This window comes from Microbacterium sp. BR1 (assembly GCF_002812725.1).
Taxonomy (GTDB): Bacteria; Actinomycetota; Actinomycetes; order Actinomycetales; family Microbacteriaceae; genus Microbacterium.
Window position 1 is genome coordinate 571,002 of the sequence record NZ_NMUN01000004.1, and the last position, 26,690, is coordinate 597,691.

The following is a 26,690-nucleotide window of genomic DNA, read 5'->3' on the forward strand; positions in this document are numbered from 1 at the left end:
GACGCAGCGTCAGGTGACGGGGCGGTGGCGCAGCAGTGTTTCGAGTTCGTCGCGGTCGCTGCGGAGTTGCGCGGCATCGGGGCGAGTCGGCCAGGCGCGGAGGTCGGTGACGATGGGCGGCGCGGAGCGCAGCATCGCAATGCCGGTGCCGAATGGCAGGGTGCGGATGCGGTCTGGCGGCAGGATCGGGACGCGGCGGATCGAGCGCTGGTTGGAGCGGGTGCCGTGGTCGCCGAGGGTCACGCTGTCGGTGTACTCGTCGCGCTCTCCGATGAGCGTGGAGAGGTCTTGGAGGTCGCGGCTGTTGGATGCGCCGCCGAGGATGATCTTGACGATGCTAGCGTCCCAGATCGCGCCGGCCTGGTGTTCACTCCACCTGTCGCGAGCCTGTGCGAGGGACTGCAAGACCGGCATTGTCGTGATCCCGGTGCCACCGCCTTCGGCCATGAGCGTCGGAAGTGACGGCAGCGGGGCGAGATTCCCGATCTCGTCGAGCGCGAGCAGTAGCGGCGGGTCGAGCCGTGCTCCGGGCGAGCGGGCGGCAAGTCGGCGGGCGGTTTCGATGAGGTCTTCGACGAATGCCGCGACCAGCGATGCCGAGGCTCCTGCTCCTGCTCCGGTGGCGAGCAGGTACAGGGTGCCTTGTTCGGTGAGGAAGGTCTCGGGGTCGAAGTGCTCGTGCGGGCCTGGCGTGACGGCATCGAGTACGCGCGGGTCTGCGAGGGCGGCGAGGGCGAGGGAGACGCCTTGCCAGATGCTGTCGCGGGTCTTGGGGTCGGCGTCGATCATCGCGGCCAGTGAGTCGTCCCAGCCCATCGCGGCGTTCGGGTGTGAGTTGAGGATGGCGACGGCTTCGGACGCGGCGCTGGGGTCGAGGGTCCATCTGAACAGCTCGGCTGGCTGGCGGCCGTCGAGCGCGGCGGCATGCAGCAGGCTTTGGAGTGCGGTGCGGGTTTTGCCTTCCCAGAACCCGCCGGACTCGACCCCTCCGGCGCTGAGTCCTGTGGCGGCTGCGAGGCCGTTAGCGCGGATCATCGCGGTCAGCGGATCGTCACAGCCGCGAATGGGCGACCAGCGCAGCCCAGCCGGGATGCCTGCGGCGAGGTGTTGAGGGTCGAACACCGCGACCGGGCCGCCTTTACGGCGTCGGGCGCGGAGGGTCGCGGTGAGGTTGTCGGGCCTCGTGCTGGTGGTCACGACCGCGCCGGGTGCGTCGAGGATCGCGTTGATGACGACGTGCAGGCCCTTGCCTGAGCGGGGCGGGCCGATCAGCAGGATCGAGTCTTCGACCGATGCCCAGACCTTCGTGCCACGGCTGGCACCGAGGAGGTAGCCGACATCCTGCGGTGCGGGCGACTCCAAGGAGGGTCGCAGCGTGGCCGCGCGGTGCAGTAGCGCCTTGGCGGATGCTGCGGTCTTGACCTCGTGGCTGGTCGCGATCCCGGCCAGTCGGTGCGGGTCGGTCTCTGTCTTCCGCGTGTGTCGCCGTAGCACGATCCAGACCCAGACGATCCCGGCGGCGAGTCCGCCGAGCAGCGCCGTGCTGACGAGCCAGTAGACGACCGGGTTGAGCCCGTCGGCACCGAGCGCGGTCGCCGGGTCGGCGGGGTTGAACAGCACGGCAAGCCCCGCCGCTGCGCCGGCGTCGGGCTGCGGTGTGCCGGTGAGGAACGCGGTGACGCTGCCAGCGGCGCGGAGGACGAGGGCGATCCCGAACATGCCCATCAGGCCGATGAGGGCGGCGTTGGTGAGTTCGTCGCCCATGCCCCCGGCCTGCCGCTGGTTCATGTCAGCCGCCGCACCGCGAGCGTGCCCGAGATGCGCCCTAACAGGACCACCTCGTGTGTGCCGTCCGATAGCTCGTCGAGGTCGATGAGCGACCGCGCTTCGCCGGTCCCGGTGGCGTCGGTGTGTGCCACGATCGTCGCGACGGCGACATCCTCGCCGGGCACGAACCCATCGGCGGTGACTTCCGCCAGACGTGGCAGTCGTCGGGCGTGGCGACTCCGACGTGTCTCCGGCGCAGGGGTCTCGGACGGTGCGACTGCGCGTCGGGGTTTGCGGGTGCGGAGGATGTCGGTGAAGACGCTGCCGTCGTTCTCGCGCACCTCGACTCGGACTGCGATGGTGCGGTCGTTGGTGATGGCATCCATGAGCGGCCCGAACGTCGCGCGCGTCCAGTCGCCCGCGTCCGGCGACGCGAACGGTGTTCCATCGACCGTGGCGGTGAGGGTGCCGTCTGCGGCGACGGTGACGAGGACGTGCGGCAGCTCGACGGGAGCCGCGGCATCGTCTTCGTTCGGGGTGGATCGGCGCGGGCCGGTGAGGTTCATCGGTGTCCTCCTGCGGCGCGGCTGCTGGTGTCGAACAGGGCGAGTTCGTCGGGGTGGAGTTGGTGCTGGCAGACGAAGCTCCTGGCCTTGATCCGCCACAGCCCTTGGCCGACGCCAAGGTTCGGCAAGAGCTGCTGCTCCGTGCCGGTCAGACCGAGGGCGGTCGCGGTCGGTCCGAGCTGGTCGGACTCCTGCCGGTACACGATCCGCGTTTCCGCGTTCGCGAGTAGTGAGTTCGCCAGGGAGCGCATGGCTGAGCCTTGGTCGCCCACGTTGTCGAGGTCGGTGAGCTTGTGGAAGATCAGCATGTTCGCGATCCCGTAGTGCCGCGCGAGTCGCCAGTGCGCATCCATCCGCCGCAGCAGCGCGGGATGGGACATGAGCCGCCAGGCCTCGTCGTAGATCACCCACCGCTGCCCTCCGTTCGGGTCGAGCAGCGCGGACTCCATCCACGCCGACGAGCACGTCATCAACACCGAAATGAGCGTCGAGTTCTCGGTGACGCGCGAGAGGTCGAGCGAGATCATCGGCAACGACGGATCGAACGCGACCGTCGAAGGGCCGTCGAACAGCCCGGCCAGGTCACCTGCCACCAGGCGACGCAGCGCGTGACCGACGAGCCGGCCGTCCTCGGCCAACCGGCCGTCGGCATCCGCGCTCGGGGCGAGGATGCGGTCAACGACCATCGGCAGGATCGGCACATCGTTCTCCCGCACCGTCTGGGTCAGGGCGATGTCGATCGCGGTGTGCTCCAACGGCGACAAACCCCGCGCGAGCACGGTCTCCGCGAGTGCGCCGATCAGGTCACGCCGTCGGGCTGCGACAGTGGACGCCCATTGCTCATCCGAGAGACCGCTGGGCCGGTGGCCTTCATCGAGCGGATTCAGGCGAGTGTTGAGTCCGTGACCGAGGACGATGGCACGTCCGCCGACGGCGTTGGCGACGGCGGTGTGTTCGCCCTTCGGGTCGCCGGGCACGTACACGCGCCGCCCGAACGGCAACGACCGGGTGTAGAGCGACTTGGCCAGCGAGGACTTGCCGGAACCGACGATCCCGGCCAGCACCACGTTGGGTGCGGTGATGATGCCGCGTGCGTAAAGCACCCACGGGTCGTAGACGAAACTCCCGCCCGAGTACAGGTCCTGACCGACGAACACGCCATCCGCGCCGAGACCGCCCTCAGCAACGAACGGATACGCACCCGCCAGCGTCGCCGACGTGTCCTGATGCCGCGTCAGATGGAACCGGCCCGGAGTGCGTAGTCGCGCAGCACCAGGCTCACCCGCCTTCGGCAAGTAGACCGTGGAGCGCCGCTCGGCACGCTCATCCTCGGCCTTCGCCTTCGCTGCGACGAGCGCGGTCTTTCGCTGCTCGGCGTGGAGCCTGGCCTCTGCCTTGCGGCGCTGCTTGCGGAGCTTCCGCCGCTCCTTCGACGGTGCCACCAGGACAGCGGTATGCAGCCGCGCGCGATCCTCGGTCACCGCACCAGCCCCCGCGACTGCTTGACCGCCGTGATCTTGGCCGGCTCGAACCACGACCCATCCCGCTTCGGGGTCGGCGGGTCGGCTCGCTTCGGAGCGCCCGGCGACGAGTACGACACCAGAAGCTCCGGCCCCGGCTGCACCGGAGCCGGTTCGACCAGCTCGGCATCCTGGGGCTCGGCCTCTGGTTCGGTGTAGCGGCGCAGCAGCGAGACGTAGCCGATATGCGGGTTGACGACCAGCGCGTAGTCGCCCGAGAGCGCAACCCGATCGTTGGTGCCCTCGCCGGGCTTGTCGTAGACATACCCGTTCTCCAGCGCGGCCTGCGTGGTCTCGTCGCCGTAGTCCCACTGCGCGAGGAAGTCCACCGCATCCACGTGTCCCAGCTCGCCCAGGATGTGCAACGGCCGGTCGGCCTCCTCGCCCTGGAGGAACACCACGCTGACCCACCGCGACGGCATGACCTCCTCGACGGCGGGCTCGGGGTGCCAGGCGATCCGCCCCGCGGCGATGAAGCCTTCCGCGAGCCGGTCGTGGGCCCGGTCGACGAGGTTCGCGGCCTGACGCAACTCTTCCGCAGCAGCGAGCGCCTCCCGCACGCCTGCCTCGTGGCTTCCGGCGTCGTTGAACGCGTGCGCGGCCTTGCGCTCGTGAACATCGGCGATCTGGTCGAGCGCCTGCCGCAGCGAGCGCATGCCCGAGGACAGATCACCGATCACCCCGTACATCTCGGCGGGCTGATGGAAGCCCCGGCTCGCGTGCGCGAGGCCGCGCAAGGCTTCGGACGCCTCGGCGGCGTCGGCAGTCGAATCGAAGAACGTAGGCATGGTGACCTCCTGGTGCCGTATGACGGGGAGGTGCGCACCAGCGAACGGAAAATGTCGGTGGTGCGGCCTAGCGTTGTAGATGACACGAGGGCAAACGAGGCAGGAGCACGACAGAGTGAGCGCAAGTCAGTACCGAGGACAGCTTGACCGCAAGCGCAAACAGCGGATCGACGCGGACAAGAAGGCGGGTGAGTACCGGTCGAAGGAGTCCTCGAAGCGAGCCGATGCCGCCAAGGCGCGGCAGGCTGCCGCAAAGACGACGAGCAGTTCCACCCGCAGCAGCAAGTTGCGGGACGCCGAGCGCCGAGAGAAGGAAGCGGAGACTGTGGGCAAGGAGGCCAGCCGCTGGCAGACACGGGCAGCCGGCTACGCGAAGGACGAGGCCGCGCTACAGACCAAGCTCTCCCGCGCCGAACAGTCGGAGGCCGATGCCGCCGAGAGACGCCGAAAGAGCGAGCAGCAGCGTGCCGACCGGCGGGCGGCGGCTGAACGTGCCCAGCTTGAGTCGCGGATCAGCGGTGCCGAGGTAGCCGTCAGCCATGCGCTGCGTCAGCTCCCAGCGCCCAAGCCGGAGAAGCTCAGAGTGCTCATGCTGGGTGCTTCGGCCGAAGGTGACCTCCGCGTTGGAAGGGAGCAGAAGCGCATCCGGGCAGCGGTCGAGTCGGCTTTGCATCGTGACCAGATCGAACTCGATGTGCGGCCAGCAGCAAACCACGGCTGACTTTGCTGGACGGCATCACGAAAGTTTCCGCCCTCACGTGGTCCACTTCTCGGGCCACAGCAAACGACGACCTGATCGTTCTTTTTTTGAGGAATTGAAAGCAGACGAACCCCACGAGGGAGTGATCGTGACGGCGCGAGCCTTCGCTCGGGCGATCAGCGCAACCGACGATCCTCCGCTCCTCGTGCTGCTGAACTCGTGTCGCTCCGCAGCCCAGATCGACGACCTGGTGGCTCAAGTCGTGCCGTTCGCGATCGGGATGGCCGACAGCATCGAAGACGCCGATGCGATCAACTACGCCGCACAGTTCTACGCGGCAGTCGCAAACGGGCAGTCCATCAACTCTTCGCATCTGTCGGGACAGGCTGCGCTCGAACTCGCGGGACTGGAAAGCGCTGACCTGCCGACCCTTGCTTGGGCACCCGATGTCGATCCATCAGCCACGATCCTCGTCAGCCCTGAAGGCTGAACTCAGACCCGCCGGCAGAGCGGGAGCGCGGCGGCGGTGAAGGCGGCGGCTTGCTGGCCGACGAGGAGCCGGGTTTCGCAGGAGGCTTGGATCGCGGCTTGCTCGATGGCGGCGACGGCGGCATCGAGCTCTTCGATGGTGGGTGCGGAGACGGCGATGAGGCCGGTGTAGCGGAGGATGCCGTGGCCTGCGGTGAGGTCGGCTTCTTGCTGGAGCACGTCGTGGTACTCGGCGGTCTGTGAGGCGTCCTCGATCTGGCCGATCTTCGCGCGCTGGGCCTGGTCGGAGATGTGCTCGACCTTCTTCTTGCGGATGTCACGAGCAGCAGCGTCGGACCGCATAGGGGTGCAGATCAGTGAGAACGATCGCTGGATGCCGGTGGACAGCAACACCGGTGACAGGAACCCCGGATACACCAGCGATCGCGGCCACTCGCTGACCCAGAGCACAGCGTGGTGAGCGGAGTCGGTGCGTAGTCTGCCCCAGGTCTCAGTGACCGCAACCGGCCCCGCGGTCGCAAGCGACTGGCCGAGCCTCCCGTGCCGTTCCAGCGTGGCAGCGATGGCCGGGTCGTAGGCGGAGCGCAGCATCACCGCGATGTGCCCTGGTGTCAGCCATCCCGACGGCGAGAGGTCGGCAGAGCGGAGCGCGGCGACGAGGGTGTTCATCTCTTGGCGCAGCACGGCGGCAGCACCGCGTATCCCGCCTCCCGCAGTCCTGATCTGCCGAGCGCTCGTCTTCATGTCCAGTGACAGCGAGAGTGTGGTGGCGTGGCGTTCGCCGGCGGGTCCGGCGCGGTCGATGAGTTCTGCGTAGGTGTCGGCCGCCCATGATCCGTCCGGGGTGCCGTGGGTGGCCCACCATTCCGCGAGTCCGGTGCCGGAGTCCGGCAGAGTCCGCTCCAAGACCTGAAGAGTCGCGATCCGCCCGGAGCGGCAGACGGTGGCCAGCACCCGGCCCCAGGAGCTGACGCGGCGTTCCTGCTCGCCGGGATCGAGGAGCACGAACGCGGGATGCGTGACCTCGCACACCACCGTCAACGTGGCGGCGTGGGGGTCGTGGATCATCCCGACTCCGGTCTCGGGGTCGGTGTACTCGCGCAGTCGCGCCATGTCGCCGGGCAGTGCGAGGGTTCCGACGGGGCGTGGGATGACGATCCTGCGTCGGTACAGCAGTTGTCCGCCGGTGGTGCGCCACAGCCACCAGCAGGCGATGGGCAGCCACTCCACGATCGGCCGGCCTGCGATGGGTATCCAGGTCAGCGCGGCGGCGAGTACCCAGATGGGGGCGGTGTAGGCGAGCAGCATGCCGCCGCCGGCGTAGAACGCGCCGATGAGTGTGGCTCCGCCGATGGCGAGCGTGATGAGCTGGGTCAGCGACAGGCCGAGGAGGATGCCGCGGCGGGTGAGGCGGGAGAACTTCACCGGCACGAGTTCGCCCGCGGTGGGACGGTCGTGGTTCGTGCTGCTCATCGTCTACTCCTTCGGTGGGCGTGGCGCGGGCGGCGGGGGCTGCTTCGGTGGCGGTGACGGGTCGGTGCTCGGCGGTCGTGGTGCCGGGCTCGACGGAGGTGCCGCAGGTGCGGCTGCGGGCGGTGGCGGTGTCTGCGCGGCTGCGTCGGCGGCGTGCTCACCCTGGGCTCCCAGCGCGGTTCCGGCCTTCGGCCCGGCGGTCGCGGCACCCTTTGCGATGCTCGCCCCGACTACCACCCCTGCGGCTACGGGACCGGCTGCGGCTGCGCCGCCGCTCGCTGCGGCACCTCCACCAGCCGCGCCTCCGCCGCTCGCGGCGGGTGCCGGTGCCGGGGTCTTCGGCGGTGGCGGTGCGCTGCTTCCTCCGCCGGAGCCTCCGCCCGCGCTCCCGCCGCCGGTTCCGTCGAGCACCTTCTTCGGGTCGCCGCCGCCCTGCGGCTTGGTCGGGACGGGGATCGGGCGGTTGAGGGCGCTCTTGGCGTCCTGCTCGGAACCGATCGCGTGGTACATGTCGAACCCGACGAACGCGATGAACTTGTAGGTGAGATACGGGGCGAACGCGGCCATCGCCATCAGCACGATCCCCGCGATGGGATCACTTACCGAGGCGAGGTCGGCGTCGATCGGTGCGGAGACCTGGGTGATCGCGACGAGGAACATCACGACGAGCACGAGCTTGGAGCAGATCAGCGCGACGACGAACATCGCCCACTTCCCGATCCAGCCTCGCGAGGCGTCCCACGAGGCACCAGAGAAGGCGAGCGGCGCGAACGCGACCGCAACCAGCAGGAGTGCTTTCCTGACGAGGAGGGAGAGCCACACGATCGCGGCGGCGGTGATCGCGAGGCCGGCCATGAAGATCTTGATGATGGCACCGACGCCGGGTGCGGCGATGTTGATCCCGACCAGTCCTGCGGCGAGGAGTGCGATCTTGTCGCCCATCGACTCGGTGGTTTCGCCGGCGGCCTGCACGATCCCGATGCACATCTGGTCGACGACTTCCAGCAGCAGCGCGGTCAGCGTGATGACGACGAACGACCCGAGGACGGACTTCGCCAGCCCGAGTGCGGCGCGGGTGAGGGCGGTGGGGTCGCGTCGGATCAGGCCGGTGATGAGTTGGAGGCAGAAGAAGATCAGCATCACGAAGACCGCGATGCCGAACAGCAGGTTGTAGACGGCGATGTAGCCGGGCTTGGTGACATCCACGAGGGTCGTGGTGTCGAAGACCGACCAGACGGCCTCGAACAGCCACCCGGCGGCGGCACCCATCGCTTGGGCGAGCCAGTCGAATGGGGCCGCGACCAGAGAGGCGGCTCCTTCGCCGACGGCATCGCAGACCGAGGAGATCACGGGAACGTCGCACACGCCCATCACGGACACCAGCTCTCGACGACAGGCGGGGTCAGACGGACTGGCCGACGTTCCAGAAGAAGTTGATGAGCGTCACGCTCGCGCCGCAGATCACCGCCGCGCCGCAGGAAACGAGGACGCCGATCTTCCCGCGCGAGGCGAGGTGCGGGTTGGAGGAGTTCGCGCCGAAGCCCCACACGATCGCGGACACGATCAGCGCGAGCACGCTGAGGATCAGGCCGATGGTCATCACCGCGCCGACGATGGTGCGCAGCTGGTTGATGCCCGGCAGGCCATTGGTATTGGGGTCGATGTTGATGTCCATCGGCACCAGCAACGGCGCGGACATGACGGTAGTGAGCAGATCGAACACGGTAGGTCTCCTTGGCGACGGGCGGCCCGCCCACGAACTCGCAGACGGGGTACACGCGACAGGTGCGCGCTCGTCGCCGTCCCGTCCCCGCGGTGGCCGCCCGTAGCCTTGGAGTATCTGTGCGTCGCTCGCCCGCACGGGACCGCCGGACGAGAGGTGCAAGGAACATGAGTCAGTACGGGGTGGATTACCTCCAGCGATTGCGTGCCGCTGTTGAGAAGTTCGAGGAAGCGTTCGACGCCTGGATGAGCACTCAGGTTGAGTCGGATCACATGTCGGCGCGCGGACTCTTTCCCACTGTGTGGACAAAGGAAGGCCAGGATCAGAGCGAGGTTCAACGGCTCGAACTCGGTGTCGCGGAGGCTGCTGGCCTGGCGGCGAGCGCTGTGTCAGTGACCGGCGCCTACATTGGGATCGCTGGACTCGGAGCGATCGACCCGATCTCCAACTGGTCATTTATGTCTGCGCCCAAGGCCCCCATCGCGCCTCGGGATATTCGGACTACGACCGCCAACGTCAAGGGCAGGCTCGACGCGATGATCGTCGACGCCGAGTCACGTACGGACTCTGACATTCCGACCTTCGCTCCCGCACAGTTTCACCCCGTGGTCTGGGCTGGTGCTTCCGCCCATTGGACGACGCATCAGTACCGAGTTGCAGTTCGTGAAGCGGCCGAAGGCCTCACGGTCCACTGGAAGGAACGTCTCGGCCGGAACGATGTCGATGACACGGTCTTCTGGCAGCAGACGTTATCGCCGGGCGCTCCTGAACCGGGCAAGCCGAAGCTCACCTGGCCGGGAAGGTCGGATGACAAGACGGTGAAGAGCATGCGCGGTGGTCTTGAACCGCTCGCTAAGGCCCTCAACGCGCTGGCCACTGGTCTGAACCTCACGGTCCGCAACGTGACGACGCACACGCGCACCGAACTGTCCGAGCAGGAAGCGATGGAGCGCCTCGCGGCATACAGTTACCTCGCGCGCCTGCTCGACCAGTGCGAGACAGCGAGCGCCGACGCGGAGGAATCGGACCGATGACCGCGACGCCGCAGCTACAAACTTGAACCGACTGTGAGTAGCCAGTTCATCCAGGCCACGCCACCTCCGGCGAGGACTGCCGCGCCGACGGAGACGAGGACACCGATGCGGCCCTTGCTAGCTGTGGCGTAGTTGCCGTGGGCTGTCGCGATGGCCCAGACGATCGCGGAGACGATGAGCATGAGGACTGCGACGATCAGGACGAATGTCAGGAGCGCGCCGACGACGGCGCGGAGGTCGCCGATGCCGCCGAGCCCGTCGAAGTCGGGGAAGACACCCATCGTCGATCACCCCACCTTGACGGTGACATGGAGGTGGTCGTAGTGGCCTCCGGTGATGGAGGCGGGGTCGTGCATCCCTCCGCCGTTGTAGGGTCGCCAGCCCTCGGCGTCACGGGCGACGGACCAGATTTGGCCTTGCCAGGTCAGGTACTCGACGCCGAGCACGTCGGCGTTGTCCTTCATCCAGTTGGTGACCTTCCAGCCGGCGTCGAGCTGGGCCGGGGTGGGGCGCTGGCCGATGCGGTTGCCGAAGGTGATGTCGCACGCCCTGCCGAGGGGATGCTCGGACTTCGTGCCGGGGCGGGGCGAGTAGCAGCCCCAGCCGGTGTCGGGGAACGCGGCGAGGGTCTGCTGGTAGAGGTGGAGCATGCGGGCGGTGATCTTGCCCGAGCTGGTGGGATCGTCGACGAGCCGGTCGGGGTCTCCATCGACACCGGTCGGCGTGCCCGCAGTGGCGTTGTTGCAGGCGGTGGGTGATCCGCTGGTCGCCGTCGGCAGGTTCGCGGCCCCGTGCTCGTTGAGCCAGGCTGCGGCGTCGATGGCCTCGCCGTTGGTGCCGCCGGGCCGGACCTCGAAGTGCAGATGTGCGCCGGTGGACATGCCCGAGGAGCCGACATCGCCGATGTGCTGGCCCGCGCTCACGCGGTCGCCGGCGCGGACGTGGATGCCGCTCTGCCACATGTGGGCGTTGCGGTCGCGACGGTGTGGCCTTCGATGGTGTGCTCGATGACGATGAGGCCGCCGTATCCGCCGGAGAACTCCGCGACGGTGACGGTGCCGTCTGCGGCGGCGAGGATCGGGGTGCCGTCGGGGGCGGCGAAGTCGGTGCCGGTGTGCATCTTCCGTTCGCCCGTGATCGGGTGCACGCGCATCCCGAACGGCGAGGTCAGCACCCAGGTGCCCTCGGGCAGCGGGAACACCACCCGCGACGACGAGACCGCCGGGCCACCCACGCCACCAGCGGCACTGCCGACGTTGGTGAGGGCGGCCAGGATGCTGTCAGCGATGGCCGCGTAGTTGCGGTATCGGTCAGGGTAGGCGGACACCTCGACGGCTTGGGCGGCTTCGCCGGGGTCCATCTGTTGCCAGCCGGGGATGTCGAGCAGGCCGCGCGGTGAGGGGTAGTTCGGTCCGGTCGGCCCGCCGAAGAACGCGCGCGCCTGATACTGCGGGTCCATCAACTCGGCGACCGTGCCCCACCCGGATTGCGGGCGCATCTGGAACAGGCCGAGGGAGTCGTGGTCGCCGCCGTTGCCGTCGTTCGGGTAGTTGGCCGACTCGGGGTAGGTGCCGGTGTTGGTGAGCATCCGCAGCGTGGACTCGGTGAGCGCGGCCATCAGCGCGATCTTGATTCCTGGCCGGCCCACGTCGGTGATGCCGTTGCCGACCGTGATGATCGTGGCCGCGTGCGTGAGCTGCTGACGATTCAGGGTGAAGGTCTCGCCGTTCGCGGTGGTCACGGTGAGCGCGTCCGGGATCGGGCCAAGATTCACGGTCCCGGCGGGGATGGCGCAGTAGGCGGCAGCGGGGTTCATCAGCACCCCGATCCCGAGGAGGGCTGCGGCAGGTGCGAAGAACAGCAGCGCCAGGGCTGCGATGGCGGCTTTGCGGAACACGACGTCAACCCCTTCATCGCAGCGGGTTGTCGAGCTGCGACAGCCGCAGCAGGTGGCAGGTCGGATAGGTCGGGGCGCAGACGACGAACACGGTGAACGCGACCGGATGCTCACTGGTGACCGGCTGGCCGTTCCAGACCCCGGCTCGGCGGCGGGTGCCCTCGATCGTGACGGCCGTCGTTCCTGCCGCGAGCTGCCCCGGCTGAGCCTGCGCGACGGCGTCGGCCCAGGCGTCGGGGACGTACGCGCTGTCGATGGTGAGGTGCTGGCGGGTGGCGTACTGCCGCAGCTCGATCCAGGCGTCGCGGGTCGGCAGGTAGACGGCCACGTCGGAGGCCAGCCCGGCTTGCTCGTCCCCGCTGGGGTCACCGACTGCGAGGATCGCCGAGGTGTAGTCCAGCGGCCACAGCCCCGACGCCGTGTCCCACGCAAACAGCGTGGACGCGACGCCCTGAGCGAAAGTCGCAGGATCGGCCGAACGTGGAACTGCTGGAACCCGCGGCGGCGTGGGCGTGCTCGGTGCCACGGTCGGCGGTGCTGTGGTGACTGGGCCGGGCTCCGGGTCGGGATCGGGGCTGGTCTTGCTTCGGGGGCCGGTGAGGAGTCCGTAGACGCCGACGCTGGCGAGGAGTAGCAGGACGATGCCGACAGCGATGAGGGCGACGAGTCGGCGGCGGTGGCGGGGATCGGTGGGTGCAGGGCTCATGCCGAGCAGGTGCGCACCATGCACCGGGTGTTGTCGTCAGAGTGCGCGGAGGCGTGGCCGCTCCGTCATGCCTTCGCGGGCGGCTCGGAGTGCGTCGGCGAATCGGAGGGTGCCGTCGGTGGTGGCGAGGAAGTTCTCGAACTGCTCGTCGGTCAGCTCACGCGCGAGTGTGTCGGCGTCATAGTGGGTCCACCAGTTCGTCAGTTCGCCCCAGGTCTGGACGAACGCGCGCAGGGGGTAGCGGACGGGTTGCCCGTCACCGCTGACGAGCGGCAACGGCTTGGGTGGGGTGCGCTTGCCCTTCTTGATCGACTTCGCGTGGGCCACGGCGGCTTCGGCGCGGGCGTGCATCTCGGCCTCGCGCCGCTCCCGTGCGGTGGTGTCGGCATCGCGGATCGCTTGATAGATCGGGTGCACCGGATCGCCGGCCTCGATCCGCTCCAGCCCTGCAGCGGCCTCCGCACGCAACGTCTCGGGCTGAGTGGGGTTGTTGGCGATGTCTTCGAGGTAGCCGATCTTGTCGAGTGTCTTGTACGACGCGCCACCGGGAATCATCGCTGCGGCTTGCTCGTCGGCTCGCCCGCGCGGGGTGTCTGACGGTGCGGGAAATTTTCCCGCACCGTCGTTTCCGGGCTGGTTCTCGCTGCTGAACTGCGTGGCGGACTTCCGTCGGGCGGCGTCTTCGGCCATGACCTGCTTGAGTTCGCGGTAGAGGCCGGCGGCTTCGAGCTGGGTGTAGGGCTTGTGGAGCATGTTGTCGTCCTGCTCGGCGAGGAGCTGCCCGAGCCGGTCGGATAGGCCGCTGCGAACCCAGACGTTAACGGTTCGCCAGCCGAGCTTCTTGATCGCGGCCAGGCGTCGTGCTCCGCACACGAGCACGCCGTCGATGGTGATCGTGAGCGGTTGCAGCAGGCCGTCGCGTCCGATGGACGCGGCGAGTGCGTCGATGTCGCCGAGGTCGGCGCGGTGCCGGGTGCCGACGAGGATCGAATCGACGGTGCGGTCGAGCTGAATGCTGCCGATCAGTGGCTCGGTCACGACGACTCACCGCCTCCACTACTCGGCGCGGCCAGAGCGAGCGCGAGGATCAGATCGTCGTCGCGGAGCAGCAGGTCGAGCGTCTCGCCCAACAGAAGCCGGAGCAGGACGCCGCGACCGCTGCTGGTAGCCACGTAGGCCGGGTGCGGGTTCCCGAGTAGCGCTCTCAGCAGGGCGGCCCAGGAGCGGCGCGGGAGGTCGAGCAGTGCCCGCGCGTGCCGGTCGCGGCGAAGCGTCTCGTAGGCGGACTGGCGGGTGCCGGCCTTCATCAACGCTCCACAGATGTGCTCGACCGCGGCCCGTGCGGTGTCGGTCGGCCAGTCGAGCAGGCACAGCATCGCGATTGCGTCCTCGGCCGCCGACCCGGCGGACATGCACGCCTGCGCCGACCCGAGACTGTCGCGCGGCTCCGGTTCGAGGTCACTGGGACGCAGGTCGGTGGTGTGGAACGCGGGGTGGTAGTCGGCCAGTGCGGTGTCGCGTTCGGAGAATCGTTCGGGGTCGTGGAACGCCGAGACGTGCGCGCGGCGGGCCTGGTGCACGGAGCAGAGCAGGCCTTGGGCGCGTTCCTCGTAGACGCAGGTGATCCGCACGGCGTGGGTGATGATCGCCCACGGGTCGTTGGCCTCGCGGGTCGAGCGGTTCTGCATCGCGTCGAACGCCGCCGTCACTGCTTCCCAGGTGTCGAGCTTGTGTTTCCTCGCGAGAGCGCGGTACTTGTCGGCGGCGAACTCCATCAGGTCGCGGGCTACCGGGTCGTGAACCCAGGCATCCTCGCCGCCCTCGGCGAGGCGGTTGAGCAGGGCGCGTAGGCCCTCGCCGGTGGTGAAGTCCTCAGCCCCGTCGGCCATCGGAGCGGTGTTCGTGCTGGTGCGGGTTGGTGTGGTCATGGTGTCGGCACCTCCTGGCAGGCAGGTGCGCACTCGCTCCCACGAGCGCGTCTCGCATGCCGATGCCTTCGCAGCCATGACCTGTCACCACCGTCAACTCATCGAGACCCCAGGGCGGGACATCTGCGACGCCGGTGCGGTGCTGCGTCCGAACGCCGAGATCGGCGGCAACCGCCGGGCACGATCCCCGAGACGACGAAAGCCTGCCCCAATCGGGGTGCGCGTGCGGCGTGCTAGCTCGGCCTGAAAGTCGAGGCCACGACCGGCCGCGTGCGCCGAGTGCCGGGCGATCAGGTCGGTGGGGCGCACCCACTCCACGCCCCGCCCGCGAACGATCGCGTGCTGCTTGTCGTCGCGGGCGACCTGCGCGGCCCGCACCGCTTCCGGCGTACTCGTCACCTCGACGGGCTCGGGGCGCTCCCGCGTCTCCTCGGACAGCAGCCGTGCCGGATCGGGCCTCGCGGGATCGATGTGCTGTGGGTTGTCGGTGGTGTTCATGGGGTGGTCTCCTCCCGCTCGGCGGCGGTGTCGGTGGTGTCAGTGAGGTGCGCGACGGCGAACCAGCGGCCCACGGTCGAGGGATGCACCCCGAGCTCGCGGGCGATCCGCTTGTTCGACCAGCCCGCCTCTCGCAGCTCCCACCCCATCGCGCGCCGATCCGCCACACCGTCATCGCGACCGGTGGTCTCCGGCTCGCCAGCGGGCAGCTCTGGCATGGACTCGACGGTGACGGCCCCGCTTGCGGCGGCGGCAGATTCGACGTCGGTGGTGCGGGTGAGGATCACGGTCAGGTGCGTGATGGCCAGCAGAACGACGGGCGGCACTGCGGCGACCGAGGCCGCGAGCATCCTTGGCACGTCGGCGTCTGCGGCGACGACGGCGTGAATGGCATTTGCCGTGACCGAGACGAGTGCGCCGCCGACCAGCAGCGCCCACGGGTACCAGGCCGAGCGTTGCCCGGCGAGGGCGACGACGGCGACCGTGGCGACGACGATGATGCCGTCCACGATCAGCGGCCACGCCCACGCCTGCCCAGCCCCGATCCCGGAGCGAGCGGCCAGATCGGCCAACGACGTGAACGATAGCCAGAACGCTCCGGCGGCGATGAACACCGTCCCCGCGGCCGCTGTCATCGCTGCCCAGCGCCGCCCGTCCGATTCTCGCCTCACAGCGCTGCCCTCCCGAAGGCTGCGGACGGTGGGCTCGCCGCGCGACCGAACCACCGCCCCGCGCTCCGGGTCTGGCCGCCTGACGTGGCCTCGTGCGCGGGCTGGGTGGCTCGGTAGGCCGAGCGCACGGTCGTGGTGATCTCGCGATCGCCCAGACCCGCCGACTGCGCCGCAGCACCCAAGGCATCGAGCGCGTCGGAGAGCGAGACGCCGTTCTCGGCGAGGCGGCAGGCGGCCCAGAACAGACCCCGGTTCCGCTCGCCCTCACCCCGTCCAGCGACCCAGGCCGCCAACCGCTCAGAATCCAGATCCATCGAGCCGCTGCTCGCGCGTGGTGGAGCGACGGGGCGCGGATCGATGAAGTCCCGCAGCCGGGCCGCATCCACGGTGCCGACCGAGTGAGCGGCGATGTCGGCGACCTCGTAGCGGCGGACGTTGCCGTCGATGATTCGCCGGGAAGGCGGAGCGATGATGTAGCCGCCGTCGCCCCGGAAGTCGACGCCCGCGGTGGCTGCCTGCCACGACCGCTGCTCGCGGCCCGGGGTCGCCGGGAAGTACACGTGCGCGCCTCCGGTGGGTGTGCGCACGAGCAGACCCGCGCCATCGACGAGCCCCGCGTCGGTGGCGCGCTGGAACGCCGCGCGGCCGTCGTGGGGGCCGTGGACATCGACATCGACGACGACAACGCCGGATGGAGCGCCGGTCGGGATGCCGATGTTCGCGTTCGGTGTGCGCGACCACCACGCGGCAACCTGTTCCGGGTCGCTGCTCGCATCGAGGAACCCACGGCGGGTCAGCGGACGCTTCCCCTCGACGACGCACGGAAACACGGGCACGCCAGCCGCCGCGAGGCTCCGCGCCGCGAGCCCCAGGCTCGGTGAACGATCCACGCGAATGAGCGCCGCCAGGACATCGAATGCTTCGGGCATCACAGCCTCCGCCCTGCCAGCGCTGGCGCCGACGCAGCACGCGGACGATCGGTCTCCACCGAGTTCGCAGCCGTACGGGAGGTGCGCGGACTGGGAGCGTCGCGTTCGAGTCCGGGCGGGGTGCCGTCGCCGACCTGGAGCGTGTCGAGCTGGTCGAGGATCGCCAGCGCGGTCTTCCGCACCCGCTCGCCGGTGGACTGCACCACCTGGACGGGCTCTTGGCCGTCCACGCGGGCGGCCCAGGTCGAGACGTACGGGATCGTGTACCCGGTGGTGTCCATGCCGTGCGCGGCACCGATCATCAGCGCGACGGACTCGGCTTCGACCTCGCGGATGCCGCGATGCTGACGTGCTTCCTCGTCGTCGGGATCGTGCATCAGCACGTGCGCCAGCTCGTGCGCGAGCGTCTTGACCTGCGCAGCAGGGTCCATGTTCTCCCGCACCGCTACCGTGCGCTCCTCATAGTCGGTCATGCCGTTCGCGCCGGAGATCATCCCCTCGTGTGGCACCCGCAGCACCTCGAACCCCGCGCCGCGAATCTGCCCGGCCAGCCCGTCCCACAGCCCCGAGGGTGCTTCGCCTTCCAGCAGCGTCGGAGCGGGCGGAACTGGCAATGGTTCTCCGTCGGTCTGGGAGGCATCCCACACGTAGGCCGGCCGGGCTCCGACCATCCGCGAGCGCACCACCTCGCCGGCCTTCGGCGTCTCCCTCGGCCCGAGCCGCCGCCACGAGCCCGCATCGGCAGGGGTCGCGGTGGCGAACCGGCCCGTCACGGGCGCGAAGATCATGTAGCCCGGCTGGCCCTTCATCACCTGCCGACCGAGCCCCTGCCACTGCCGGTACCCGGCAACCAGGGTGGGGAAGGGTTCGGGCACGCGGCCTGCCTCGAACGCGGCTTCGTGCTGCACCCAGATCAGCATCGTGTTGTTGAACGACCGCGACCGGAACCGCGCCGCGAAGGCGAGCGCCTGGCGCCAGTCGTCACCCGAGACCAGCGACTCGACCGCGCCGGTCAGCTTCTCGTGCAGCTCGTCGAGCTTCGCCTCTCGCGCCGCGCGGGCGTCCTCGTTCGATGCCATGCTCCGGCCTCCTCTTCGGCGGGCCGCGACGCGGCTGCGCGCGGCGGTACACCTGGCAGGTAGGCGCGAACACCCGCGCCCAGACCGTGAGCTGGACATCGTTCACCTCCTTGAGGCAGCCCGAGCCGAGACCGGGACGCAACATTGAGCATGCTCAAAATGCCCCGGAGTCCTGTTCTAACACTGACCGTTGAGCATGCGCAAGCCTTGATTTGTGCATGCTCAACGAGTACGGTTGAGCATGCACAACCACCTTCTGGGTGGACTACATCGATGCCTTGCCCGTTGCGAAGGGAAGGGGGTCACCGTCATGACCGAAGACGAGAGCCAGGCTGCGGCCGAAGACCTCGCCAAACGTCTGCGGCTCCTGATGGATGTCGCCGTCGCCGAGTCCGGCACGGAGCCGACCTACTCGCAGATCGCCGGCTACCTCCAAGAACGAGGCACCAACCTGTCGCGGTCGCGCTGGACGTACATGGTCAACGGCCACCGCTACGTCCAAGACCCCGCCGTCTTCGAAGGGCTCGCGGAGTTCTTCGACGTGGACGCCGCGTTCCTGCTCGGCGAGGACGGTGCTGCCACTCCCGAGAAGGTCTCTGCGCAGCTCGACCTGGTTCGGTCCATGCGTGCCGCGAAGGTGAAGTCCTACGCTGCCCGCACCCTCGGCGATATCTCGCCGAAAGCACTCCACGCCATCACCAAGTTCCTGGACGAGGAAATGACACACATGCCCGAGCACTGACCGGTACCGCACGATGGAGCCGCCACCGGTCCCTGCTCCCTACAGAGAAGGGGCGAACCGTGAAGATCGAACAGACCGTATCGGCGGCCGTCGCGGGCCTTGAGCTCGGCAATACCTTCGCCCTTGACGATCTCCTCCACACCGTCCAAGACCGGCGGCACCGTAGGCTCCGCGTCGTCGAACTCGCAGACCTCGACACCCACGACGGCCTCTGCGCGCTCTGGCTCTCCACCGATGCCGAAGACGTCGTGCTTCACGCCCGCAGCGACTCCGCGCTGCATCGCCAGCAGTTCGTGCTCCACGAGCTCGCCCACATGATCCTTGGCCACGGCGAAGGCGACGGCTGTGCAGTCGGGGAGGTACTGCTGCCCAACATCCCGCCGTACACCAGAGGTCGCCTGCTCAGGCGGCAAGACCTCGACAGCGAAACCGAGATCGCCGCCGAGTCCCTCGCCGACCGGCTCGCCGCCGGCATCCGAGGGTCGGTGTTCGCAGAGTCCAGATACTCGGAGATATTCGGATGATCCAGACGCTCGTCGCAACGCTCATGTGGGCGCTCGTGGCGAGCCTGCTCATCTTCCGACGCAAACGCACCGACCGAAGCATCACCTACGCCGCCCTCACCATCGCCATCGCGATGACGCTCAACGTGGATGCCGCCTACAGCGCCGTCGATCGACTGCTCGGTGGCACCAACCTCGCCACCCTGATCGCGGACGCGCTCCTGATGACCGGGCTGTTCTTCCTCGGCCGCGGCGTCATGAAGACCGGCGAGTACCGGCCCAGGCTCGTCCGAGCCGCCGTCAGCATCCCCGTCCTGCTCGTCGCGCTGCTCGCGATCACCGCATCGTTCCTGCTCATCGACCGCGGCACCACTACCACACGATTTATGATCGACCTCGGCGCACAGCCAGCGGCGGCGGTCTACTCGATCATCAACTTCACCTACTGCCTCGTCATTGTCGTGGCGATGCTCGTCCTCGCCATAAGGCAGTACCGGCACAACACCGGCATCCAGCACCTCCCCGCGGCACTGTTGAGCCTGGGGTCGGCGTTCGGCGTCGCGCTCTGCCTCGCCGTGATCGTCATGGACGTTGCCCACGCCACGGGCCACCTCGACCTCATGCACACTATCCAGTCCGCCTACGATCCGCTCTCCGTCCTGACCTTCGTGTTCCTCTGTGCCGGGTTCGCGATCCAGCCTGCCGTCCGTCGCGCTCAGCACCGCGCCCGGCAGAGGCAGACCGTCGCCCTCACAGCGCAGCTGGAGTCGCTTTGGCACCAGGCGACGCGCGCACGGCCCGGGCTGAGCCAGGCCGACCCCCTCGCCGCCAGTAGCGAAGACCCCGAAGGGCACCTCCACCGAGTGATCGTCGAAATCCGCGACGCGATGATCGACCCTCGCATCACCTTCGACATCAGCACCGACGACCGCGACCTGCTCGAACGCGCCGAGAGCCACCTCGTCGGAAGCGACAGTGCCCTCGCGACGACCTCGCCCGTTCCCTACGTCGAGGAGCGGGAGTCGTGATAGGCCGCATCGCTCTCGGCGCTGGGGCCGCGGCGGCAGCGGTTGCCGGGGTCGGGTGGGCCATCGCGCGGCGGCTCACCGCACCCGTCGGCCCACGAATGTTCGACCTCACCGTTCGAGGCGTCGAGTACACCGACGACGGCGACCTGATCGTGCTCGACCGCACCGACCAGGCCGCCGCGCCAGGCATCTACAATCTCTGGTTCGAGCACGGCGGCTGGGCGCAGCTCGCCACAGATACCGTCGATCGAGGACCCACCCGCGTCGCTCGCAGGATCACGGGCACCACATCGGGTTTCACTCCGAAGACCGGCGATTGCGCCTCCTGGAGCGGCATCTACTACGCCACCCCAGCCGACGCCGGACTCCACACACGCGACATCACCATCACGACCCCCGCAGGACCATGCCCGGCCTGGCGCATCGACGGCGACCTCGCGACCTGGGCCATCCACATCCACGGCCTCGGCAGCACCCGCGCCGGCACCCTCCGCGGCGTCCTCGCCGCAACCGAACTCGGCTACACCTCCCTCGTCGTCAGCTACCGCAACACAGCAGAAGGGCCGCGAGTTGGCACCGGCCGGACGACCTTCGGCTACGCAGAGACGAGCGACGTTGACGAGGCCATCGGGTACGCCGTCCGACGAGGAGCCGAACAGGTCGTGATCTTCGGCTGGTCGATGGGTGCCGCTGTCGCTCTCCAGCTCGCCGACCACCCGCGACATCCGGGACTGATCGCCGCGCTCGTACTCGACTCCCCAGTCCTCAACTGGACCGAAGTCATCAAGTCCAACTGCGCCCGCAGCGGATGGCCTGCAGCAGCCGGGCACCTCGCGATCCCGTGGCTCACCCTCGACCCACTGGCACGCACAGTCGGCCTGCCAGGACGCATCCCACTTCCCACCTTCGACTGGACATCCCGAGCCGTAGAGCTCAACACGCCGACCCTGATCCTCCACGGCACCCGAGACGACTCCGTGCCGATCCGGCTCTCACAAGCACTCCGAGACGCTCGCCCGGACCTCGTTGAGCTTGAGACCTTCGATGCCGGCCACACCCTCTGCTGGAACAGCGATCTGGACCGCTGGCGGAACACGGTGACCGCCTGGCTCAAGGTGCGCATCCCACGCTGATCGGCAGAACGCAGCGGCCACTCTCGAAACCCGTCTCGTTCGGCCACGCCCGGAGAAACCCAACTCAAGCCGTACCTCAGCCGGTATCATCGTGGGTGTTGGCCTGCCTGGGCCATTGAGCGAGGGAGGACCAACGTGGCTGAGCCGTGGCTGTCCGCAGACGACATCGCCGCCCACCTCGGGGTCACCAAGGACACCGTCTACACCTGGATCGCCGAGAAGGCCATGCCCGCCCACAAGGTCGGACGCCTCTGGAAGTTCCAAGCCAGCGAGATAGACGACTGGGTGCGCGCGGGTGCGGCGGCCAGTGACCAAGAGCTCCACGTAGCCCATCCCGGTGTCGGTGGACGCTCCTACGCTCATGACAACGACGAGCACGGGGAGGGGGGAAGATGAACCTGAAAGACGCCCAGCGCTTGGTGAAGTCCAAGCAACGCGTTGCGGACCACGGCGAGGTGTTCACGCCGGCGTGGATGGTCGAGGACATGCTCGACCTCGTTAAGCACGAGTCTGAGCGGATCGACTCCCGCGTACTCGAACCCGCCTGCGGCTCGGGCAACTTCCTCATCCCCGTCCTGGCTCGCAAGCTCGCCACGGTCGAGCTTCGGCACGGCAAGAGCGAGTTCGAGAAGCGCCACTACGCATTGTTCGCGCTCATGTGCACCTACGGTATCGAACTTCTCGCAGACAACGCCGAAGAGTGCCGCCACAATCTCGCCGAGGTGTTCAACACATTCTTGGGTATCGGCAACGATGACCAGTGGGCGCGAGCGGCCCGCGCGGTTCTCGCCGTGAACATCGTCCAGGGCGATGCCTTGACCATGACCGTGCCAAGCGGCCAGCCGATCACCTTTCCTGAGTGGGGCTACCTCGGCAAAGGCAAGTTCCAGAGGCGCGACTTTCGCTACGACGACCTCACTCAGCGCGCCTCGTACGAGGGAACCCTATTCGGCGAGCTCGATGACGAGGACCTGTTCGTCCCCGCGCAGACTTACCCGACGATGACCGTCAGTCAGATCGCCGAGGCCGCCGCGTGACCCTTGCACCTTTCACCATCCGAGGGCACAACCCGGATGTGTTGACGTGCATCGCGAACCTCTCCAACGATGAGGTCTTCACCCCGCCGGAGTTCGCGAACCAGATGCTCGACACGCTTGCCGCCGCGTGGGCAGACGCCAACGACGGCGCCGACATCTGGACCAACCCCGATGTCACGTTCCTCGATCCTTTCACCAAGTCGGGGGTCTTCCTTCGCGAGATCACTCGCCGCCTCACCGACGGACTGATCCTGACGTTCCCTGACCTCGCCCAGCGCGTCGATCACATCCTCACCCGTCAGGTTTTCGGCATCGGGATCACACAGCTCACTGCACTGCTGGCTCGCCGGAGTGTCTATTGCTCGAAGTTCGCCAACGGCCCGCACTCGATCGCCAGGTCGTTCACGACCGAGGACGGCAACATCTGGTTCGATCGCACGGACCACGCCTGGGGCGGTGGCAAACGCGAGTTTCGGGTTGATCCGCTTACGCGCGAAGAGATCGCCGTCTATACCAACCGCAAGTGCACCTACTGCGGTGCTAGCGAAGGCAGCTACGCACGCGGTGACGACTTGGAAACTCACGCCTACGCATTCATCCATACCGACGACATCAGAGCTCGGATCGCCGAGCTGTTCGGAGACAACATGCAGTTCGACGTCATCATCGGCAACCCGCCCTATCAGTTGGGGATGGAGGCGGTGGTGGCGGCGCGTCGGCCACGCCCATCTACAATCTCTTCGTCGAGAAGGCACTCGCGCTCGACCCTCGCTATGCCGTGATGATCACCCCGTCGCGATGGTTCTCGGGCGGGAAGGGTCTGGACGATTTCCGGGATCGGATGCTCGCCGACCACCGCTTTGCGAAACTCATCGACTATCCGCAGCTGTACGACGTCTTTCCTGGCGTGAAGATTCGAGGCGGCGTGTCGTACTGGTTGTGGAGTCGAGACCATGAGGGACCGTGCGAGGTCACCACCAAGATCGGAGACGAGGCTATCGGCGTACCCGCACTTCGGATGCTTGACGCCTATGACGTGCTCGTGCGTCGCAACGAGGGCGTGCGGATTCTGGACAAGGTGAGGGCGCACAGAGTTGACGGAGAGTCGGAGCCTCTCCTCGGCGATGTGGTGTCTGCCAGGAAGCCATTTGGGCTGACGAACCAAAGGGGCAAGGCGACTCCGGTCGGGTTGAATGATCCAGTCCTGGTGTATGGAAACCAGACTGAGTCGTACATGGAGCGATCTGCGATTACGAGCAACGTCGAATGGGTCGACAAGTGGAAGGTCTTATTGGTCAAGGCCCACGGAACGAGTGGCCGCGATGACGTTACGATTCTGGGCGAACCGGTCGTGGCCGGCCCAGGTACCGCGTGTACCGAGACCTACCTCGTGATCGGGGTTGTGGACTCCGAAACAGAGGCTCGGAATCTGGCCATCTACATGCGGACGCGCTTCGTTCGATTCCTCGTCTCGCTTCGCAAGATCACCCAGAACATCACTCGCGACTCCTACCTGTTTGTCCCAAGGCTCTCGATGGATCGAGTCTGGACTGATCGTGACCTCTATGAGCGCTACGACATCGATAGTGAGCAGGTTTCATTCATAGAGTCGTTGATCGCCGAGCGTCCGAGCAACGACGTGCCTGGTTCCGATGAGGACGGCGATGAGTAGAGACATCGATCAGCTTCTCCCGGAGAAGCCCGAGGCACGACTGCGTATCTATGCGTGGTCGCCGAACGATCCACCAGTCGGCTACGCGGGCCTTCTCAAGGTGGGACAGACGACGAAGGCGGATGTGAACGCGCGCATCCGCGAGTCTCAGGGGCAGATGCAACAGGCATACACGCTGCACGTTGATGAGCTCGCCGAACGAGGCGACGGGACGGTGTTTCGCGACTCAGATGTGCGCCAACGGCTGATCGACAAGGGCTTCGAGAACCCGATCTTCGGCTCAGCGCGAGAGTGGATGCGGTGCACCCCAGACGATGTGCGCACGGCGATCACTGAGCTTCGCACAGGCGTGAAGCTCAGTGGAACCCATCATGAGAAGTTTCCGATGCGCCCGGAGCAAGCCAGCGCCGTGGACAAGGCCGAGGGCTACTACGAGTCCATCTGGGCCGAGGACTCTCACGCGGTGCCACGGTTCCTGTGGAACGCCAAGATGCGCTTCGGGAAGACCTTCGCCTCCTACCAACTCGCGAAGCGGCTCGGCGCCAAACGCATCCTCGTGGTCACCTTCAAGCCCGCAGTGGAGGACGCCTGGCAGACCGACCTGGAGTCTCACGCCGACTTCGACGGCTGGCAGTACCTCTCCTCGGCCGCCGGGGGCAACCCAGATGAGGCGGACAAGACTCGGCCACTGGTCTACTTCGGTTCGTTCCAGGACCTACTCGGGCGAGATCGGAAGACCGGCCTCATCAAGGCGAAGAACGAGTGGGTCCACACCACCAACTGGGACCTCGTCATCTTCGATGAATACCACTTCGGTGCGTGGCGAGAGTCCGCCAAGGAGCTGTTCGAGGGCGAGGACGAGAAAGTCAAGCAGAAGGAACTGGCCGCGGAGTACAACGACGGCCTCGTGGCTTTCGACGAGGAGCTTGACGAACTCGGCAACGACGAGGACGACTTCCTGCCGATCACCACCCGCGCCTACCTGTACCTGTCGGGCACGCCATTCAAGGCGCTGGCAACCGGTGAGTTTATCGAGGAGCAAATCTTCAACTGGACCTACACCGATGAGCAGCGCGCCAAGGCCGAGTACGCCGTCGCGCAACCGGACGCCTGGAACCCGTACGGGGCACTCCCGGAGATGCGTCTGTTCACGTACCAGATGCCTGACGAGTTGATTGCCGTTGCGAATCAGGGAGAGTTCGACGAGTTCGACCTCAACGAGTTCTTCGAGGCAAAGGGCGCCGGCAAGGACGCCGAGTTCACCCGCAAGACCGACGTGCAGAAGTGGCTCGATCTCGTCCGCGGCGCTCACCTGCCCACCCAGGTCGACGCGATGCGAATGGGCACCCGCCCGCCATTCCCGTACTCCGATGTCCGACTCCTGCCGTACCTTCAGCACTCGTTCTGGTTCCTGCCCAACGTTGCTGCCTGCGAGGCAATGTCGAACCTGCTCGCGGAGAAGCAGAACGTGTTCTGGCACGACTACAAGGTCCTCGTCGTCGCGGGTCCCGGCGCGGGCATCGGGCTGGATGCTCTCCCGCCAGTGCGGGCGGCGATCGGCGACGGCCACGACACGAAGACGATCACCCTGTCGTGCGGCAAGCTCACCACGGGCGTCACCGTCAAGCAGTGGTCCTCGATCCTGATGTTGCGCAACCTCAACTCACCCGAGACCTACTTCCAGGCAGCCTTCCGTGTGCAGTCACCGTGGTCGATCAAGAACCCCGACGGCGACAACCCAAGCGCCGAAGCCGTCCTCAAGCCGGTGTGCTTCGTGTTCGACTTCGCGCCGACCCGCGCGCTGCGTCAGATCGCCGACTACGGCGCGGGCCTCTCACCGGAGACGCCGAACCCCGAGCAAGCCGTAGAGGAACTCGTGAAGTTCCTGCCCGTGTTGGCCTACGACGGGTCGAACATGACCCAGGTCGATGCCGGCGGCATCCTCGATATCGCCATGTCGGGCACCTCCGCGACCCTCCTGGCCCGCAAGTGGGAGTCCGCGATCCTCGTCAACGTCGACAACGAAACCCTGCGCAAGATCATGAACAGCCCCGACGCCCTCAACGCCGTCATGAACATCGAGGGTTTCCGTGCACTCGGCAACGACATCTTCGAGACCGTCGTGAACAAGAGTGACGCCGTGAAGAAGGTGAAGAAGGAGAAGGGCGAGGACATCACTCCGGCGGAGAAGAAGGAGCTGACGGCGGAGGAGAAGGAGTACAAGTCCAAGCGGAAGCAGATTCAGGAGAAGCTGGTCAAGTTCGCCACCCGCATCCCTGCATTCATGTACCTGACCGACTTCCGTGAGAACACTCTTACCGACGTCATCACCAAGCTCGAACCCGGCCTGTTCCGCACCGTCACCGGACTGACCGTCGAGGACTTCCACCTCCTCGTGAATCTCGGCGTCTTTAACGCCACCCATATGAACCAGGCCGTCTTCGCCTTCCGCCGCTACGAGGACTCCTCCTTGTCCTACACCGGCATCGAGTCCCACAAGGGCCTGCGTCGCTACGGCCTCTACGACACCGTCGTCGCCGTCAACGACGAGACCGTAGTCTGACCACCCGTCAGCCCGTATCGAGAGAGCCGCATGTCCTTCCAGACCCGGCGCAGCATCGAGGAGATGCTCACCGCCATCCACAAGCGCGAGTATCTGATGCCAGCTATCCATCGTGAATTTGTCTGAAGCACGGATACCCTGTCGGCTCCTTCCTGCTCTGGAACTTCAAGCCCGAGACCGCGCAGTCGTACACGTTCTACGAGTTCCTGACGAACTACCACGAGCGCGACAACCTTACGCGGAC

27 protein-coding genes and 1 pseudogene are annotated in these 26,690 nt (G+C 67.3%); 12 read left to right on the forward strand and 16 right to left on the reverse strand.

What is annotated here, in order from left to right:
- Positions 1-9: 9 nt before the first annotated feature.
- Genes CGU35_RS06885 through CGU35_RS06900 form a run of 4 tightly spaced genes read right to left on the reverse strand, consistent with a single transcriptional unit; the run spans position 10 to position 4,641 of the window.
- Positions 10-1,788 carry a type IV secretory system conjugative DNA transfer family protein gene (locus CGU35_RS06885; protein ID WP_100810809.1) on the reverse strand — a complete coding sequence of 593 codons (1,779 nt, stop codon included), beginning with the start codon at positions 1,786-1,788 and terminating at the stop codon, positions 10-12.
- Positions 1,785-2,333, reverse strand: coding sequence for a hypothetical protein (locus tag CGU35_RS06890; protein WP_100810810.1), 549 nt, complete (start codon positions 2,331-2,333; stop codon positions 1,785-1,787). The genes CGU35_RS06885 and CGU35_RS06890 overlap by 4 nt, the downstream gene beginning before the upstream one ends.
- Entirely contained in the window at positions 2,330-3,814 is a 1,485-nt protein-coding gene (locus CGU35_RS06895; protein ID WP_100810811.1) for an ATP-binding protein, read from the reverse strand. Before CGU35_RS06895 ends, CGU35_RS06890 begins: the two co-directional genes overlap by 4 nt.
- On the reverse strand, positions 3,811-4,641 hold the full coding sequence (locus CGU35_RS06900) for a hypothetical protein (protein WP_100810812.1): 831 nt from the start codon (positions 4,639-4,641) through the stop codon (positions 3,811-3,813). The genes CGU35_RS06895 and CGU35_RS06900 overlap by 4 nt, the downstream gene beginning before the upstream one ends.
- A gap of 115 nt (positions 4,642-4,756) precedes the next feature.
- Between CGU35_RS06900 and CGU35_RS18345 the strand changes: the two genes are divergently transcribed.
- The gene (locus CGU35_RS18345; protein WP_198519529.1) at positions 4,757-5,362 is read left to right on the forward strand and encodes a hypothetical protein; all 606 of its coding nucleotides are present in this window, start codon (positions 4,757-4,759) and stop codon (positions 5,360-5,362) included.
- Positions 5,316-5,831 carry a hypothetical protein gene (locus CGU35_RS18350; RefSeq protein ID WP_198519530.1) on the forward strand — a complete coding sequence of 172 codons (516 nt, stop codon included), beginning with the start codon at positions 5,316-5,318 and terminating at the stop codon, positions 5,829-5,831. Before CGU35_RS18345 ends, CGU35_RS18350 begins: the two co-directional genes overlap by 47 nt.
- Before the next feature lie 2 nt (positions 5,832-5,833).
- Here CGU35_RS18350 and CGU35_RS06910 read toward each other — a convergent pair whose 3' ends face one another.
- Genes CGU35_RS06910 through CGU35_RS06920 form a run of 3 tightly spaced genes read right to left on the reverse strand, consistent with a single transcriptional unit; the run spans position 5,834 to position 9,002 of the window.
- Positions 5,834-7,303 (reverse strand): PrgI family protein, encoded by a 1,470-nt coding sequence (locus tag CGU35_RS06910; RefSeq protein ID WP_100810813.1) that lies wholly within the window; start codon positions 7,301-7,303, stop codon positions 5,834-5,836.
- Positions 7,304-7,306: 3 nt separating this feature from the next.
- Entirely contained in the window at positions 7,307-8,674 is a 1,368-nt protein-coding gene (locus tag CGU35_RS06915; RefSeq protein ID WP_100811333.1) for a conjugal transfer protein TrbL, read from the reverse strand.
- 31 nt (positions 8,675-8,705) lie between these two features.
- Complete coding sequence (locus tag CGU35_RS06920) at positions 8,706-9,002, reverse strand: DUF6112 family protein (protein WP_227007205.1); 297 nt, start codon at positions 9,000-9,002, stop codon at positions 8,706-8,708.
- 191 nt (positions 9,003-9,193) lie between these two features.
- On the opposite strand from CGU35_RS06920, the gene CGU35_RS06925 reads away from it, so the two are divergent.
- On the forward strand, positions 9,194-10,060 hold the full coding sequence (locus CGU35_RS06925) for a TIGR02391 family protein (RefSeq protein WP_100810815.1): 867 nt from the start codon (positions 9,194-9,196) through the stop codon (positions 10,058-10,060).
- 14 nt (positions 10,061-10,074) lie between these two features.
- Here CGU35_RS06925 and CGU35_RS06930 read toward each other — a convergent pair whose 3' ends face one another.
- From CGU35_RS06930 to CGU35_RS06970, 9 genes and pseudogenes are all read right to left on the reverse strand, one after another.
- Positions 10,075-10,341, reverse strand: coding sequence for a DUF6112 family protein (locus CGU35_RS06930; RefSeq protein WP_026926270.1), 267 nt, complete (start codon positions 10,339-10,341; stop codon positions 10,075-10,077).
- Between the two features lie 6 nt (positions 10,342-10,347).
- Positions 10,348-11,957: pseudogene (locus CGU35_RS06935) on the reverse strand (M23 family metallopeptidase).
- Between the two features lie 13 nt (positions 11,958-11,970).
- Positions 11,971-12,663: a hypothetical protein gene (locus tag CGU35_RS06940; protein ID WP_100811334.1), complete on the reverse strand. Its 693-nt coding sequence runs from the start codon at positions 12,661-12,663 to the stop codon at positions 11,971-11,973.
- Positions 12,664-12,699: 36 nt separating this feature from the next.
- Positions 12,700-13,701, reverse strand: coding sequence for a ParB N-terminal domain-containing protein (locus CGU35_RS06945; RefSeq protein ID WP_100810816.1), 1,002 nt, complete (start codon positions 13,699-13,701; stop codon positions 12,700-12,702).
- Positions 13,698-14,591 carry a hypothetical protein gene (locus CGU35_RS06950; RefSeq protein ID WP_100810817.1) on the reverse strand — a complete coding sequence of 298 codons (894 nt, stop codon included), beginning with the start codon at positions 14,589-14,591 and terminating at the stop codon, positions 13,698-13,700. The genes CGU35_RS06945 and CGU35_RS06950 overlap by 4 nt, the downstream gene beginning before the upstream one ends.
- 93 nt (positions 14,592-14,684) lie before the next feature.
- Complete coding sequence (locus tag CGU35_RS06955) at positions 14,685-15,089, reverse strand: hypothetical protein (protein ID WP_064862085.1); 405 nt, start codon at positions 15,087-15,089, stop codon at positions 14,685-14,687.
- Positions 15,086-15,724: a DUF2637 domain-containing protein gene (locus CGU35_RS06960; protein ID WP_064862086.1), complete on the reverse strand. Its 639-nt coding sequence runs from the start codon at positions 15,722-15,724 to the stop codon at positions 15,086-15,088. The genes CGU35_RS06955 and CGU35_RS06960 overlap by 4 nt, the downstream gene beginning before the upstream one ends.
- A gap of 32 nt (positions 15,725-15,756) precedes the next feature.
- Positions 15,757-16,689, reverse strand: coding sequence for a bifunctional DNA primase/polymerase (locus CGU35_RS06965; protein WP_100810818.1), 933 nt, complete (start codon positions 16,687-16,689; stop codon positions 15,757-15,759).
- Entirely contained in the window at positions 16,689-17,768 is a 1,080-nt protein-coding gene (locus CGU35_RS06970) for an ImmA/IrrE family metallo-endopeptidase (protein ID WP_026926276.1), read from the reverse strand. Before CGU35_RS06970 ends, CGU35_RS06965 begins: the two co-directional genes overlap by 1 nt.
- A 310-nt stretch (positions 17,769-18,078) precedes the next feature.
- Here CGU35_RS06970 and CGU35_RS06975 point away from each other — a divergent pair, with 310 nt between their 5' ends.
- From CGU35_RS06975 to CGU35_RS07010, 9 genes are all read left to right on the forward strand, one after another.
- A complete protein-coding gene (locus CGU35_RS06975) occupies positions 18,079-18,510 on the forward strand; it encodes a hypothetical protein (RefSeq protein ID WP_013601296.1) in 432 nt (143 codons plus the stop codon).
- A gap of 59 nt (positions 18,511-18,569) precedes the next feature.
- Positions 18,570-19,034, forward strand: a complete 465-nt coding sequence (locus CGU35_RS06980) for a hypothetical protein (protein ID WP_013601295.1) — start codon at positions 18,570-18,572, stop codon at positions 19,032-19,034.
- Complete coding sequence (locus CGU35_RS06985; RefSeq protein ID WP_026926277.1) at positions 19,031-20,041, forward strand: MAB_1171c family putative transporter; 1,011 nt, start codon at positions 19,031-19,033, stop codon at positions 20,039-20,041. Before CGU35_RS06980 ends, CGU35_RS06985 begins: the two co-directional genes overlap by 4 nt.
- Complete coding sequence (locus tag CGU35_RS06990) at positions 20,038-21,174, forward strand: alpha/beta hydrolase (protein ID WP_013601293.1); 1,137 nt, start codon at positions 20,038-20,040, stop codon at positions 21,172-21,174. The genes CGU35_RS06985 and CGU35_RS06990 overlap by 4 nt, the downstream gene beginning before the upstream one ends.
- Before the next feature lie 135 nt (positions 21,175-21,309).
- Positions 21,310-21,570: a helix-turn-helix domain-containing protein gene (locus CGU35_RS06995; RefSeq protein ID WP_013601292.1), complete on the forward strand. Its 261-nt coding sequence runs from the start codon at positions 21,310-21,312 to the stop codon at positions 21,568-21,570.
- Positions 21,567-22,211 (forward strand): N-6 DNA methylase, encoded by a 645-nt coding sequence (locus tag CGU35_RS07000; protein ID WP_013601291.1) that lies wholly within the window; start codon positions 21,567-21,569, stop codon positions 22,209-22,211. The genes CGU35_RS06995 and CGU35_RS07000 overlap by 4 nt, the downstream gene beginning before the upstream one ends.
- Positions 22,208-22,993 carry an Eco57I restriction-modification methylase domain-containing protein gene (locus CGU35_RS18705; protein WP_269800320.1) on the forward strand — a complete coding sequence of 262 codons (786 nt, stop codon included), beginning with the start codon at positions 22,208-22,210 and terminating at the stop codon, positions 22,991-22,993. The genes CGU35_RS07000 and CGU35_RS18705 overlap by 4 nt, the downstream gene beginning before the upstream one ends.
- Positions 22,990-23,883 (forward strand): Eco57I restriction-modification methylase domain-containing protein, encoded by an 894-nt coding sequence (locus tag CGU35_RS07005; protein ID WP_442923036.1) that lies wholly within the window; start codon positions 22,990-22,992, stop codon positions 23,881-23,883. The genes CGU35_RS18705 and CGU35_RS07005 overlap by 4 nt, the downstream gene beginning before the upstream one ends.
- Positions 23,876-26,446: a DEAD/DEAH box helicase family protein gene (locus tag CGU35_RS07010; RefSeq protein ID WP_100810819.1), complete on the forward strand. Its 2,571-nt coding sequence runs from the start codon at positions 23,876-23,878 to the stop codon at positions 26,444-26,446. Before CGU35_RS07005 ends, CGU35_RS07010 begins: the two co-directional genes overlap by 8 nt.
- Positions 26,447-26,690 lie beyond the last annotated feature (244 nt).

Excerpts from the sequence above, each read along its gene's own strand:
- CGU35_RS06885 (WP_100810809.1), bottom strand. The coding sequence starts at position 1,788 with ATGAACCAGCGGCAGGCCGGGGGCATGGGCGACGAACTCACCAACGCC.
- CGU35_RS06890 (WP_100810810.1), bottom strand. The coding sequence starts at position 2,333 with ATGAACCTCACCGGCCCGCGCCGATCCACCCCGAACGAAGACGATGCC.
- CGU35_RS06900 (WP_100810812.1), bottom strand. The coding sequence starts at position 4,641 with ATGCCTACGTTCTTCGATTCGACTGCCGACGCCGCCGAGGCGTCCGAA.
- CGU35_RS06910 (WP_100810813.1), bottom strand. The coding sequence starts at position 7,303 with ATGAGCAGCACGAACCACGACCGTCCCACCGCGGGCGAACTCGTGCCG.
- CGU35_RS06915 (WP_100811333.1), bottom strand. The coding sequence starts at position 8,674 with ATGGGCGTGTGCGACGTTCCCGTGATCTCCTCGGTCTGCGATGCCGTC.
- CGU35_RS06920 (WP_227007205.1), bottom strand. The coding sequence starts at position 9,002 with ATGTCCGCGCCGTTGCTGGTGCCGATGGACATCAACATCGACCCCAAT.
- CGU35_RS06925 (WP_100810815.1), top strand. The coding sequence starts at position 9,194 with ATGAGTCAGTACGGGGTGGATTACCTCCAGCGATTGCGTGCCGCTGTT.
- CGU35_RS06930 (WP_026926270.1), bottom strand. The coding sequence starts at position 10,341 with ATGGGTGTCTTCCCCGACTTCGACGGGCTCGGCGGCATCGGCGACCTC.
- CGU35_RS06940 (WP_100811334.1), bottom strand. The coding sequence starts at position 12,663 with ATGAGCCCTGCACCCACCGATCCCCGCCACCGCCGCCGACTCGTCGCC.
- CGU35_RS06950 (WP_100810817.1), bottom strand. The coding sequence starts at position 14,591 with ATGACCACACCAACCCGCACCAGCACGAACACCGCTCCGATGGCCGAC.
- CGU35_RS06955 (WP_064862085.1), bottom strand. The coding sequence starts at position 15,089 with ATGAACACCACCGACAACCCACAGCACATCGATCCCGCGAGGCCCGAT.
- CGU35_RS06960 (WP_064862086.1), bottom strand. The coding sequence starts at position 15,724 with ATGACAGCGGCCGCGGGGACGGTGTTCATCGCCGCCGGAGCGTTCTGG.
- CGU35_RS06965 (WP_100810818.1), bottom strand. The coding sequence starts at position 16,689 with ATGCCCGAAGCATTCGATGTCCTGGCGGCGCTCATTCGCGTGGATCGT.
- CGU35_RS06970 (WP_026926276.1), bottom strand. The coding sequence starts at position 17,768 with ATGGCATCGAACGAGGACGCCCGCGCGGCGCGAGAGGCGAAGCTCGAC.
- CGU35_RS06975 (WP_013601296.1), top strand. The coding sequence starts at position 18,079 with ATGACCGAAGACGAGAGCCAGGCTGCGGCCGAAGACCTCGCCAAACGT.
- CGU35_RS06985 (WP_026926277.1), top strand. The coding sequence starts at position 19,031 with ATGATCCAGACGCTCGTCGCAACGCTCATGTGGGCGCTCGTGGCGAGC.
- CGU35_RS07000 (WP_013601291.1), top strand. The coding sequence starts at position 21,567 with ATGAACCTGAAAGACGCCCAGCGCTTGGTGAAGTCCAAGCAACGCGTT.
- CGU35_RS07010 (WP_100810819.1), top strand. The coding sequence starts at position 23,876 with ATGAGTAGAGACATCGATCAGCTTCTCCCGGAGAAGCCCGAGGCACGA.